The sequence below is a fragment of the Burkholderia diffusa genome (assembly GCF_902499115.1).
In the GTDB taxonomy this organism is placed as follows: Bacteria; Pseudomonadota; Gammaproteobacteria; order Burkholderiales; family Burkholderiaceae; genus Burkholderia; species Burkholderia diffusa.
In genome coordinates this window covers 104,883-117,638 of the sequence record NZ_CABVPN010000027.1, presented here as the reverse complement: position 1 = coordinate 117,638, position 12,756 = coordinate 104,883, and the positions used below count along the sequence as shown (strand labels likewise).

Here is a 12,756-nt window from a genome sequence, read left to right as displayed (position 1 = left end):
CACCGCTTCCCTTCTTCCTCCGCGCCGCGTTTCCGTTAGCGCGAAAGAGGCGTGATTCTATGCACCCGCCCCGGTCTCCGCAACCCCTTTGTGAAAATATTTTGAAAAAGCCCCCGCGCGCTAACGCGCACGGGGGCTTTGGGGGTGGGGCGCTCCACATTACCTCAGCGCGGAGAGTCCGCGACAGATTCAGGGCGAGTCCTTCTTAACTCCTAAACCGGTGGGGCGACAACATCCTCTGTTCGAGCACGCCCGCATTTCCCTCACGCCGGTCACCCGGCTGCGAATCAAACAAAGGGGGTGCACGCCGTCGAGTATCATGCCGCGATCGAACAACCCTCTCATACCGACGATGGACAGCACCACTCAATCCGGCGACGCCGATCTTCGCGATGAATACGCCGCGCTGCGCGAGCGCGCCGTCATGCTCGAAGAACAGGTCCCACCGCTACTGCAACGCATCTCGGATGTCCTGCCGCGCATCAGCGGCGTGTCCGAATTGGCGGATGAGCATCGTGAACGACTCGTCGGCGCGCGCAACGCAGCGATGGTCTCGATCGAAAACTATCAACAGGCGATCCCGTTCCTGCAAACGGCCGACTCGATCATCGAGCAGCTCGACAAGACGCCCGAGCGCGATGAGGACATCGAGTGGCGCGAATCGCTGCTGCAGCGACTCGACGAGCTGATCGACGTCGCGGTCGTGATGATCGACGATGCGCAAGGCTATTTCGAGCAAGCGGCTGCCTGCGATCTCTCCAGCGTGCCGAAGTCCATTCTCGAAGACTGAGCAGCACGGCCGGGAGGCGCACGGCGCATCGACTAAACAGGTTGCGCATGCCACCGGCTTCGCACATGCCGACCGGCTGTCACTGCTCGGCACCTTGACGTCGACGATCAGATACGTCCCCCGCAAAAGCTCACCTTGCCGTCACGGATTCACGGGTAGCAGCCAACCGCGGCCCGTGAGTGACTAGAGCGTATCGAGCACGATCGTCTCGCCGACGATCGGCACACGGATGTACCCGCCCGCCGCATCGCCATACGCGTGCGCATTTCCGTCGATCACGTATTGCGCGGTCAATGCGCACAACGTCGCGTCCCGCGCGTCGACCGATCGTAGTGTCGACACGTCGATCCCGAGTTTGGTCAGCAATTGCCTGCGCTGGTTGCGTTTCTGCTTCGCCGACGCGATCGCCTTGCCAAGCATCGCGCAGGTAATCGCGTACGGATAAGTCTCGAAGCTCACGCGCCCGCCGGCATAGCGTGCGTCGGTCAGCAGCGGATAGGCCTCAGCCAGCGCGCGGTAGACGCGCTCTCCCATGAACATCCAGTCGAAGAAGCCCGACGTGCTGGTCACGGCCTGCTCGCGCGATGGCGTCGGGAAACATGAGATCCGTTCAAGCGCGAGCGCCTGCTCGGCCGCGCGGCGTCCGCTTCCCGTCCACCACAGGCTCGGCGCATCGACGCCGACGGCCACCACGTCATGCTCGATACACAGCGCAGGCAGCGCTTCGGGCGCGATCCGCGCCTCGCGGCAGACGATCGTCGAGCCGCGCAGGATCACGAGATCGCATTGCTTCTTGTCGCCGCCGACGTCGACGCCCGCCACCGCAGGCGATGACCACGCGACGGATCGGGATCGGGCCGCCTGCATGGCTGCGCGTCAGTCCACCGGCCGAGCGTCGTACGCGGCATCGAAGATTCCTTCCAGGCCGGGATGCACGCCGCGCATCCGGTCGACGACCGACTTCGCCCAGTCGAAGTACGCCTGCTTGCGCTCGAGCGGCCAGTCCGCGGGCGGATGCCGCGTGATGTCGCGCAGGTTGCAGATCTTGTCGGCCAGCTTCACGAGCTTCGCGCGCCGGCTGATGTTCGCCGCATGCTCGACCTGAAGGCGCTTGCGTTCGTCCTTCGGCAACGACTTGTCGTCGGTGACTTCCATCACGATGTCCGCGACGTCCTTGCCGAACAGCCGCAGCAGTTCCTGCTCGGTTGTCTCCGTATCCTCGATCGTGTCGTGCAACACGGCCGCGACGATCACGCGCTCGTCCTCGATGCCGGCTTCGTTGGCCAGCACATCGGCCAGCGCGATCGGATGGTTGATGTACGGCGATGCCTCGTCATCCTTGCGCCGCTGATTGCGATGCTTGTCCGCCGCGAATGCGATGGCAGCTACCAGCTTGTTCATATTGATCCCTCGTGTGGCCGGACTGCGGCCGGCAGAACCGGTCACGTCCGTTTCGGAACCGCACATACTACCTGTACGCGATGACCATTCCCAAGTATCGGGACCATCGGGCCGGCCCGTGTCATGCGCCGACTACCTCGCGCTGCAGCGCGACCACGTTGACCTGCGCGCCGAACACGTCACGCACGAGCGGCAGCAGGTGATCGTGGTGCGTCAGGAACAGCACCTGGGTTCGCGTCGACAGATCGCGCAGCGCCTCGAGCCCCGCCTTCGCACGCGCATCGTCGAAGTTGATGAACAGATCGTCGGCAACGAACGGCAGAGCGGTCCGGCTGGCGAGCTGCAGTTCGAGCGCCGCGATCCGCAGCGCGAGGAACAACTGGTCGCGCGTGCCTTCGCTCAGGCCCGCCACCTCGACCGACGTGCCCTTCGTGCGCCGCGCGTACAGCGCGGGCGGCGTCCGTTCGGTGTCGACGGTCAGCCGCGAGAATTCGCCGAGCGTGAGACCCGCGAAAATCTCGCCCGCCCGGCGCAGCATCGGCCCCTGCTTCTGGTCGCGATAGCGATCGGTCGCCCACTTCAGCAGACGGCTCGCCGTCGCCGCTTCCAGATACTGTTCGGCCGCGTCACCCATCGCGGCCAGCGCTTCCTGCCGCTTCGCCTCGGCCACGGCCGCGCTCGCCTGGCCGTCGATCGCACCGAATGCCTGCTGGGCGACGACCTGTTGCTGCGCGAGCGTGTTCAGGCGCTTGCCGACGTCACCGAGCGACTGCTTCACTGCTTCGAGATGCGCGGGCACGTCTGCGATGTCCTGTTCCGCGACCTCGGCCTCGACGGCCGCCTGGGACAACCCGTCGCCATCGCGCACCAGCGCCTCCTTCGCGGCATCGACAGCCTGCCGAAGCTGGCGCTGCCGATCCGATCGCTCGGCCAGCGGCAGCGCCGCGTCGATCGACGCAACGCCGGCCAGTTGCAGCAACGGCTGAATGCGTGCATCCGCACCCGCCACCGCGGCGGCCGCATCGGCGACCTTGCCGTCGGCCTGCCGCACCGCCTCGTCGGCACGATCGATCGCGCGCGCGGTTTCCCGTGCGGCCGACACGCGCATCGTCAACCGGCGCGCAACGTCCAGCCAGTCGCCGCTCGCCAGCCATGCTGGCTCCAGCGCATCAGCGAGCCGCCGTGCGCCGGCCTCGAGCGCGGCCAGCTCCGCACGGATCGCGGCCATCCGGTTGCGCGGCGCATCGGCGCCGGCCAGTTCGGCCGTCACCGCATTCGCGAGCCCGAGCGCCCCTTCCGCTGCGGCCAGCGTCACCGCATTCGCTGACAGCTTCGCGTCGGCGAGCGCATCGCGCCATTGCGCTTGCCACCCATCGTAGGCCGCCTGGGCCTGGCCGGCGCGTGAACGGGCCGTCGCGCAGCCGCGTTCGGCTTCGCGCGCGCGGTCCTCCAGGCTGTCCTTCTGCGCGAGCGTCTTTTCAGCCGATTGCACGAACGTCTCGGCGATCGCGATGAGCGCCGCCAGCCCGTCGGCGTCGCTGCCGCGCGAAACCAGGCGCAGCGCCGTACGCAACGTAGCCTCCGCGCCGGCCCGTGCTTCGCGGATCGTCTCGAATTCGCGGCGCTGGCGGTCAAGCTCGAGCTGCGCGGCAAACACCACGTCGCGCTTCGCGAGCCAGTCGCCCATCGCTGCCAGCGGCATGCCGGGCACGCCGGCCGTCGTCGCGAGGTCGGACCATGCGTCGCGGTGCGCGGCCAGCTCGCGCTCACGCTCGTCGACTGCCGCCTGCCGGCGCGTCAATACGGCGCGGGCGGACTCGACCTGCTGACGCAGCGATTGCAACGTCGCCGCCGCTTGCATGGCACCGAGCTGCGCATCGACCAGTTCGTCGGCGAGGCGTATCGCATCGTCGACGGCCGGCGCACCCGTTGCGAGATCGACCGCGCCGCTGCGGATATCGCCCCACGCATCGTCGCGGCGTGCGCGCGCCGCCAGCACCTCGGCGGTCGTGACGACCTTGTGAGTCTCGGCGAAATGCTTCTCCTGCAGTTCGAGCCGCTCGAGTTCCTCCTGCGCGCCGTCCCGCGCATCGCGTGCGGCAGCCGCCGCACTCGCGCGCTCGCTTGCTTCGTTGAGCAGCGCGCCGAGCCGCGCCGCCGACGGCACATCGAGCACCCGCAGCGCGTCGACCGGCTTGCGCCACTGGCCGAGCGCATCGAGCGCATCGGCGAGCGCGCGCTCTGCGGCGGCAATGTCGCGTTCGAGCGCCTGTTCGCGCTGGCCGCTGCTGCGAAAGCCCTGCGCGTCGGCAAGCGCCGCTCGAAGCACTTCCGGCACGTCGACCGTCGACAGGCGCGCCAGTTGTTCCTGCGCCTGCGCGAGTTCCTGCGTGCGTTCGTCGAGCGATTCGCGCGCGCCGGCCAGCGCCTGATGCAGCGCGCCGTGATCGCGCAACAGGTTCGCGACCGTCTTCAGCGACAGTGCGCTCGGCAGTGCCGCGCGCAGTGACGCCTCGTCGGTCGGCCAGCCGAGCTGAGCCGCGGCGGAAGCGGCAGCGGACAGATGCCGCTCGACGTCCGCGCCGAGCAACAGCAGATCCTGTGCGTGATTCATGCAGGCGCCGCGCAACCGGTCGAGTGCTTCGATGTCGCCTTCGAGAGCCAGCGCGTCGGCATCCGGATCGATCGCGTCGCGCGCCTGCCGTTTCGCGAGCAGGTCCGCGCGGCGCTCCTCGAGCACCTTCTGTTCGGCCGCGAGATCGCCTTGCGCTTTCAGCAGGTCTGCGTACGCGGTCGGCGGCAATTCGACGACGGCGCCCAGTTCGGCAAGCGCCGCTTCCTTGATCGTCAATTCCTTCAGGTACGGCGCCAGCCGCCGCACGCGCTCGAGCTTCGAGCGCAGCGCTTCAAGCCGGCGCTGCTCCGCGCGCGCCTGCTCGATCTCCTGCTCGACCGCATCGCGCGCTTCCTTGCGATCGACCCAGTCGCGCGTGCGCACCTGGACCGCCTTCAGTTCGCCGACCGCTTCGTTGAACGAGGTCTCCGCCTGCGCGAACGCGCTGCCGCTGCGTCGCGGCGCCCACAGCTCGCCCGCGCGCGCGTCGAGTTCCTCGCGCACAGACCCGAGCGTGCCGACGCCCGCCGCCGATTCGAACAGCACCTGACCGAGTTTGTCGGACGCATCGAGTATGCTCCGGCCGCCGTCGACGAGCCGACCGTGGTCGAGCCCGAACATCTGCTCGAAGAATTCGCGCGTCGCGCCGTCGACGATGGCGTTCAGATAGTCGTCCGGCAGCTTGTCGTCGGCGGGTGTGCGCAGCGGGCTGCGCCCGCGGGCGCGATGAAATGCGAGCGCGCCCGTGCCGCTCTCCAGCACGCCGCCGAGCCGGAGTTCGGGCGTCGCATGCAGGAAGTCGAGCGGCGTCTGCAGCTTCATCCCGAACAGCAGTTCCGACACGGCCGTCCGGATCGTCGACTTGCCGGCCTCGTTCGGCCCCACGATCACGTGGAAATCCTGGCCGGCCGACGGAAAGCGCAGCGTCTCGTCGGTGAACTTGCCGTATTTGATCAGATCGAGCTGGCTGATGCGCATCGCTTATTCCCCCCGCGCCAGCCGCGCGAGCAACGCGGGCCCGACCTGCTCGACCATCGCCGTGAGTTCGCCGGCGCGCGCCATCGTCAGCAGCGGCACCTCCTCCTTCACGTCGCTGCGCACCTTGCCGATGAACGGCTTCAGGTCGCGCTCAAGCAGCGCGAGGAAATCCGGATCGTGCGCGGCATCGGCCAGGATCTGCTTGAGATCCTCCAGCGCCTCGAGTTGCTCGCTCTCGCCCTGCGGCTGCTCGGGCGCGGATGTCGCGAGCCGAACCTTCTCCAGCCACAGCCGTTCGTTGCCGATGACGCCGATCTGGTTCAGCACCTCCGCGCGCAGTTGCGGGGCGCGCCCGAAAAAGAGGCCGTGCGCGGGCGTACGCCCCGTGACCGTCACGCGCACCGCGCGCGGCACATGGCCATCGACGTTCAGCAGCGCCTCCAGCGACTGGCCGATCTTTCTCGACAGGTCGGCGACCGTGAGGCAGTCGGACGCGTCGACCGACACGGCTTCCCAGCGCAATACGTCGAGATACAGACGTTCGATGTGCGTGCGCCCCTGCTCGATCGTCACGAGCACCGCGCCGCGGCGGCCCGTCTCGCGGATATGACGACCCTGCAGGTTGCCGGGAAACACGACGGTCGACGGCCCGGACCATTGCTGGAACTCGTGCACGTGGCCGAGCGCCCAGTAGTCGTAGCCCTTCGCGTGCAGTTCCGCCAGCGTGCACGGCGCATAGTTCGCATGCGCCGCATAGCCTTCGAGCGCGGTGTGCAGCACGCCGATGTTGTAGTAACCCGGCACCGGGTCCGGATAGCCGATCGCGAGATTGTCGACGACAGCCTTGTCCTTGAAGCTCTGCCCGTGCAACGCCACGTCGAATTCCGGCAGCCGGTGGGTTTCCGGCTTGCGGTGGCCGAACACGGTGACGTTGTCGGGCAACGTGAGCTTCTTCGTCATCTCGCTTTCGGCATCGTGATTGCCGCCGAGCACGAATGCGCGAATCCCGGCCTTGCGCAGGCGGCCCATTTGCTGGCCGAAGAAAATGCCGGTGTTGTGGTCCTTCCAGTCGCCGTCGTACAGGTCGCCGGCGATCACGAGGAACGCAATTTCCTCTTCGATCGCACGATCCACGAGCTGCCGCAGCGCCTCGCGCGACGCGTTGCGCAACTGCGCGGCCGGCGCGTCGGGATACGCGCTCAGGCCGTGCAACGGACTGTCAAGGTGAATGTCTGCCGCGTGGATGAACTTCACGAAGATTCCTCTGTTTCATGACGATGGGGCGATGTCGACCGGCATCGTGCGCGATCGAACGCCGGGCACGGCCGCCCGTCGCCAGCGGGTCGGGATGGTACCTGAAAGCGGGTACCGCGCAGACCACGGCCCAGCATCCCGACGACGGCGAAGTTCGTCGCGCCGCGTCACTCGCCGCGCGTCACGGGCGGCAGTGCAAAGCCGTTGTCGTTGTCCGGGGCGGATTCGCGTTGCGACGCAGCGCTTCCTCGGCGCTTTCCTTCCGCGCGAACAATGCGACGCCGATCACACCGGCGTTCGCCGTCTCCCCGTACTTCGAATTCGTGATGCCTCGGCATGTTACCGGACCATGCCGGGAGCCCCGGTGACCGGGAGCCCCGCTATTTAAGCATGGCGTGCAGGCAATGGGCAGAGAGTATACGGACCGCCTGTTTCGGTCTGCGGCCCACGCTTCCTGTCACGATGCACGGCGCATCAATAAAAAAAGCCCGGCCCGCATCGAAGCGGGCCGGGCCTGTGCGGGAGGCAGGTTGCTTACAGCGCGCCGCCTTGCGCCGACGCCGAACCCTTCAAGCCGACCGATGCACCGCCCTGCACCGAGTTCGCCGCGCCTTCGAGCGCTTCGCCAGCCTTCGCCTTCGCGCCGCCGGCGACATCGCCCGCCGTCGACACCGCGCCTTGCGCATGGTTCTTCGCCGAGCTCGCGACGTGCTTCACGTGCGACTTCGCCGCGTGCGTGGCCGATACCGCCGCGTCCTTCGCCGAACCGGCGGCCGAGCCGACTGCCTGCGTCGCGCCACCGACAGCGTTACCGGCCGCCGAGCCGACGCCGCCAACCGTCTTGCCCACGCCGTTCAGCGCACCGCCGACGACGTTGCCTGCGCCCGAACCCGAGCCCGCGGCATTCGCGCCGGCACCTGCCTGCACGCCCACGCCGCCGCCGAGCAGCGGCGTCTGGACTTGGGCGCCGACGCCGGCGGAACCCTCAGCGCCCGTCTGGGCCGTTTGTGCGAAAGCCGCCGATGCGATTGCCGTCAGCGCGGCGCCAAGCAGAATCGTGCGAATCTTGTTCATGGTCATTCTCCCCAAAGACGTTGTTGCTGCGGGCCGCGTTCCGCGGCTGGTCGCATGCCTCACCGCGACGTGCGGCAGGTGGAGCTAATGTAGCGGCGGCGCCGCCCAAAACCGTCGAATTGCGGGGACTGTTACTTCCGTTGCAAATGCTGACGATTGACTCACACTGCTTGACAATCATCGGAACCGGCTCGTGATTGGCGCCGTCCCATGGCTTGCTTCGGTGCGCCGGGCACGACGCACCGGCTAGCAGGGAAAGCGACCATTCCTGTAGGCATCCCAAAGGCTTGCTTGACGACGCCGGCGCTTACTCCGCCGCTCTCCCGTGCCAATCCGCACGACACCTTTTTGACACCATCGTCCGGGCCGGCATGCGGGCTCCGCATGCGTGACCGTGCGTACGGATTCGGTATCGGGACTTCAGACACGGTGGGCGAAACTGGCGATGCGAACCAGCCGATCGCCTGCGTGATGGCCGACGCGCGACAGGGTTGCACCGTCGCGGCTCACTGTCGCGCCGACTTCGACATACGTGCGTGAAAAGGATCTCGAGGCGGCCCCCCGGATCACCCCTGTGGGCGCGACGAGGCTCGGACCCGCCAGGTCGCGGCAGTCCCGTGTGCACTGCCGACGCCATGCGAGGAGGCGAATGCCGTGCGCGATCGCGCAACATCCGACGCCTGCGTCGGATCGAGCTCGCGCAGCACACTCGCACGGCTGCCGTCGTCGCTCGGCAATTCCGGCTGCCCGCGCGCAAAGGCCGGCATGGCCGTCGCCGCGAGCAGCGCGGCGACCACCATCCGGGAACGGAGCTTCGTCGCGTTCCCCTGCTTCATTGCGCGCTCGCGGTCGATACGGTCGTTGCCGCGGCGGCCATGCCGGTGCGCTGGTCACCGTGCGCGAGCGCGTAGAGCTCGCGGTTGCGTGCGACCGTCGCCGCGCTCGGCGGATAGTCGGAGTTCGACGTGGGCACGGTGCCGTCGCGTTGTGCCTGAACGAGATCGGCGATTACCTCGGCACGGGTCACGCCGGACGACGAAGTTTGTGCGAAGGCGGCGACCGGCGTTCCGACGACGACGGCGAGCAGCGCGGCTGCGATCAGTTTGCGATTCATGATGAAACTCCCGAGAACGGTTCAATGAAGACGCATCGTCGATGCGCCGCCGGCGTGACCGCAATTGCGATTCGCCGCCTGACACGTCCATTCTGGCGATCGACCCGCACCCCACGCTGACCGGCAGATGACAACTTTGAAATCCGTCGCCCACGCACGGATAACGGTTTCGTAATGTTCAGGTCAGCAACGGGTCAACGCCGCGCCAGCAGACTGCATGCTCACCGCATCGAATGCGGCACCCATGCCCTGCTTCGAGGAAAAAAATCATGTGGATCGTCCGGCTGGCGTTGCGCAGGCCCTATACATTCGTCGTACTCGCACTGCTGATCTTCATCGCGGGACCGCTCGCGATCCTGCGCATGCCGACCGACATCTTCCCGAACATCGACATTCCGGTCGTCAGCATCGTCTGGTCATACAACGGCTTTTCCGCCGAGGACATGGCCAAGCGAATCACGTCCAACTACGAGCGCGCACTGACGTCGGACGTCGACGACATCGAGCACATCGAATCGCAGTCGCTGAACGGGGTGTCGGTCGTGAAGATCTTCTTCCACCCCGGCGCGGACATCAATCGCGCGATCGCGGAAGCCGCGAGCAATTCCGCGTCGATCCTGCGGATCCTGCCGCCCGGCACGCTGCCGCCGAACATCATCACGTACAACGCGTCGACGGTGCCGATCCTGCAGCTCGGACTGTCGAGCAACACGCTTGCCGAACAGCAACTGTACGACCTCGGCAACAGCTTCATCCGCACGCAGCTCGCGACGGTGCAAGGCGCGGCGGTACCGCTGCCGTTCGGCGGCAAGATTCGCCAGATCGTCGTCGATCTCGACACGCGCGCGCTGCAGGCGAAGGGGCTCGCGCCGATCGACGTGGTGAACGCGATCAACGCGCAGAACCTGATCCTGCCGGGCGGCACCGCGAAGATCGGCACGCGCGAGTACAACGTGCAGATGAACGGCAGCACACAGACGGTCGCCGCGCTGAACAACCTGCCCGTCAAGACGATCGACGGCAACGTGGTCTATGTGCACGACGTCGCGCACGTTCGCGACGGCTACGCACCGCAGACCAACATCGTGCGCGTCGACGGCAAGCGCGCGGCGCTGCTGACCGTCGAGAAGACCGGCAGCGCGTCGACACTGACGATCATCGACCAGGTCAAGGCGATGCTGCCGAAGATCGCGGCCGGCTTGCCGAAAGCGCTGCACATCTCCGCGCTCGGCGATCAGTCGGTGTTCGTGAAGGCGGCGGTGCAGGGCGTCGTGCGCGAAGCGCTGATCGCCGCCTGCCTGACCGCGCTGATGATCCTGTTGTTCCTCGGCAGCTGGCGCGCGACGTTGATCATCGCCGTATCGATTCCGCTCGCCGTGCTCACATCGCTGCTCGCGCTGGGCGCGCTCGGTCAGACCATCAACATCATGACGCTCGGCGGGCTCGCGCTCGCGGTCGGGATACTCGTCGACGACGCGACCGTCGCGATCGAGAACATCACGCACCATCTCGAACGCGGCGCGCCGCTGGAAGACGCCATTCTGACCGGCTCGGGCGAAATTGCCGTGCCGACCTTCGTATCGACGCTGTCGATCTGCATCGTGTTCGTGCCGATGTTCATGCTCACGGGCGTCGCGCGCTACCTGTTCGTGCCGTTGGCCGAAGCAGTGATCTTCGCGATGGTCGCGTCGTATTTCTTCTCGCGTACGCTGGTGCCGACGCTCGCCATGGTCCTGATGCGCGCAAAGGCACAAGGCCGCCCGCCGCGTGGCGTGTTCGCGCGCATCGCACGATTCCAGGCCGCGTTCGAACGTCGCTTCGAGGCGGTCCGGCTGCGCTATCGCGCGCTGCTGTCGGCAGCAATCTCGAATCGCCGCCGTTTCGCGGCCGCATTTCTTCTTGCGTGCGCCGCATCGACCGGCCTGTTCGCATTCGCCGGCCAGGACTTCTTCCCGTCGGTCGACACGGGCGAGATCCGTCTGCATCTGCGCGCACCGACCGGCACGCGGATCGAGGAAACCGCGCGCCTCACCGACGAAGTGGAAGCGCGCATCCGTACCGTGATTCCGGCGAACCAGCTGGCCGGCATGCTCGACAACATCGGCGTGCCGGTGAGCGGGATCAACCTCACGTACGACTCGTCCGACCCGATCGGCACCGAAGATGCGGACGTGAACATCACGCTGAAGCCGAACCATGCGCCGACGGCGGCGTATGTCGCGAAGCTGCGCAACCTGCTGGCCCAATCGTTCCCGGGTGTAACGTTCGCATTCCTGCCGGCCGACATCGTCAGCCAGATTCTCAATTTCGGACTGCCCGCGCCGGTCGACATCCAGATCGTCGGCAACAAGCTGGACCAGAACCGCGCGGTGGCGAACGCGCTGCTTGCGAAGCTGCGCGGCGTGCGCGGCCTCGTCGATACGCGCATCCAGCAGCCGGGCGACGAGCCGGCGATCAACGTCGACGTGGACCGCACGAAGGCGATTCAGGCCGGCCTCGAACAACGCGACGTCGCGCAGAACTTGCTGATCGCGCTGTCGGGCAGTTCGCAGACGACGCCGAACTTCTGGCTCGATCCGCGCAACGGCGTCAGCTACCCGTTGATCGTGCAGGCCCCGCAGTATTCGGTCGATTCGCTGCAGGCGCTGGCGAACATACCGCTGCCTGCGGGCACCGCGCGCCCGCCGCAGACGCCCGCCGGCGGTCCGGCCGCAGGCGCGCCCGCACAGAACCTGCTCGGCGCAATGGGTGCGTTCTCCCGCGCGACGCAGCAGGCCGTGGTGTCGCACTACAACGTGCAACCCGTGCTCGACATCTTCGCGTCGGTGCACGGACGCGATCTGGGCGGCGTCACGGCCGACGTGACGAAGCTCGTCGACGATGCGCGCGCCCAACTGCCGCCCGGTTCGTCGATCGTGCTGCGCGGCCAGGTGCAGGCGATGCACGAATCGTTTACCGGACTGCTCGGCGGCCTCGCGATCGCGATCGCGCTCGTCTACTTGCTGATGGTCGTCAACTTCCAGTCGTGGCTGGACCCGCTCGTGATCGTTGGCGGCCTGCCCGCGTCGCTGGCGGGCATCGCGTGGATGCTGTTCGTCACGCGCACCACGCTGTCGGTGCCCGCGCTGACCGGCACGATCCTGTGCATCGGCATCGCGACCGCGAACAGCATCCTCGTCGTCAACGCGGCGCGCGAGCTGATCGCAAGCGGAGCGTCACCGTGGCAGGCTGCGCTCGAGGCCGGATTCAGCCGCTTCCGTCCGGTCGTGATGACCGCGCTCGCGATGCTGATCGGCATGCTGCCGATGGCGCTCGGCCTCGGCGACGGCGGCGAACAAAATGCCCCGCTTGGCCGTGCGGTGATCGGCGGGCTGGCGTTCGGCACGCTGTCGACACTGCTGTTCGTACCCGTGCTGTTCGGCTTCATCCACGCGTGGCTCGACCGACGCCGCGAAGCGGCCGCCGCCCGCCGCGTGCAGGACATGCCGGTGGTGCGCTGATCAAGAACGCATCCCGATTCCCTACGACTCG

General features: G+C 67.2%; 9 protein-coding genes. 2 read left to right on the top strand and 7 right to left on the bottom strand.

Annotated elements, in window-relative coordinates; genetic code table 11:
• Positions 1-319 precede the first annotated feature (319 nt).
• On the top strand, positions 320-790 hold the full coding sequence (locus BTE28158_RS25305; RefSeq protein WP_151048489.1) for an ATPase: 471 nt from the start codon (positions 320-322) through the stop codon (positions 788-790).
• Positions 791-973: 183 nt separating this feature from the next.
• Here BTE28158_RS25305 and BTE28158_RS25300 read toward each other — a convergent pair whose 3' ends face one another.
• The 7 genes from BTE28158_RS25300 to BTE28158_RS25270 form a co-directional block, all read right to left on the bottom strand.
• A complete protein-coding gene (locus BTE28158_RS25300) occupies positions 974-1,657 on the bottom strand; it encodes a DUF429 domain-containing protein (RefSeq protein ID WP_151048488.1) in 684 nt (227 codons plus the stop codon).
• Between the two features lie 9 nt (positions 1,658-1,666).
• Positions 1,667-2,191 (bottom strand): HD domain-containing protein, encoded by a 525-nt coding sequence (locus BTE28158_RS25295; protein ID WP_151048487.1) that lies wholly within the window; start codon positions 2,189-2,191, stop codon positions 1,667-1,669.
• A gap of 121 nt (positions 2,192-2,312) precedes the next feature.
• A complete protein-coding gene (locus tag BTE28158_RS25290; protein WP_151048486.1) occupies positions 2,313-5,783 on the bottom strand; it encodes a YhaN family protein in 3,471 nt (1,156 codons plus the stop codon).
• 3 nt (positions 5,784-5,786) lie between these two features.
• Entirely contained in the window at positions 5,787-7,037 is a 1,251-nt protein-coding gene (locus BTE28158_RS25285; RefSeq protein ID WP_151048485.1) for a metallophosphoesterase family protein, read from the bottom strand.
• A 534-nt stretch (positions 7,038-7,571) separates the two neighbouring features.
• Positions 7,572-8,111, bottom strand: coding sequence for a hypothetical protein (locus BTE28158_RS25280; protein ID WP_124629238.1), 540 nt, complete (start codon positions 8,109-8,111; stop codon positions 7,572-7,574).
• A 566-nt stretch (positions 8,112-8,677) separates the two neighbouring features.
• Complete coding sequence (locus tag BTE28158_RS25275; protein ID WP_151048484.1) at positions 8,678-8,947, bottom strand: hypothetical protein; 270 nt, start codon at positions 8,945-8,947, stop codon at positions 8,678-8,680.
• Positions 8,944-9,225: a DUF4148 domain-containing protein gene (locus BTE28158_RS25270; RefSeq protein WP_151048483.1), complete on the bottom strand. Its 282-nt coding sequence runs from the start codon at positions 9,223-9,225 to the stop codon at positions 8,944-8,946. Before BTE28158_RS25270 ends, BTE28158_RS25275 begins: the two co-directional genes overlap by 4 nt.
• 269 nt (positions 9,226-9,494) lie before the next feature.
• Between BTE28158_RS25270 and BTE28158_RS25265 the strand changes: the two genes are divergently transcribed.
• The gene (locus BTE28158_RS25265; protein WP_151048482.1) at positions 9,495-12,725 is read left to right on the top strand and encodes an efflux RND transporter permease subunit; all 3,231 of its coding nucleotides are present in this window, start codon (positions 9,495-9,497) and stop codon (positions 12,723-12,725) included.
• The last annotated feature ends 31 nt before the right edge of the window (positions 12,726-12,756 follow it).

What these genes read in the sequence shown, in the direction of transcription:
- BTE28158_RS25305 (WP_151048489.1), top strand. Translation starts at nt 320, where the DNA reads ATGCCGCGATCGAACAACCCTCTCATACCGACGATGGACAGCACCACT.
- BTE28158_RS25290 (WP_151048486.1), bottom strand. Translation starts at nt 5,783, where the DNA reads ATGCGCATCAGCCAGCTCGATCTGATCAAATACGGCAAGTTCACCGAC.
- BTE28158_RS25265 (WP_151048482.1), top strand. Translation starts at nt 9,495, where the DNA reads ATGTGGATCGTCCGGCTGGCGTTGCGCAGGCCCTATACATTCGTCGTA.
- BTE28158_RS25295 (WP_151048487.1), bottom strand. Translation starts at nt 2,191, where the DNA reads ATGAACAAGCTGGTAGCTGCCATCGCATTCGCGGCGGACAAGCATCGC.
- BTE28158_RS25275 (WP_151048484.1), bottom strand. Translation starts at nt 8,947, where the DNA reads ATGAAGCAGGGGAACGCGACGAAGCTCCGTTCCCGGATGGTGGTCGCC.
- BTE28158_RS25270 (WP_151048483.1), bottom strand. Translation starts at nt 9,225, where the DNA reads ATGAATCGCAAACTGATCGCAGCCGCGCTGCTCGCCGTCGTCGTCGGA.
- BTE28158_RS25280 (WP_124629238.1), bottom strand. Translation starts at nt 8,111, where the DNA reads ATGAACAAGATTCGCACGATTCTGCTTGGCGCCGCGCTGACGGCAATC.
- BTE28158_RS25300 (WP_151048488.1), bottom strand. Translation starts at nt 1,657, where the DNA reads ATGCAGGCGGCCCGATCCCGATCCGTCGCGTGGTCATCGCCTGCGGTG.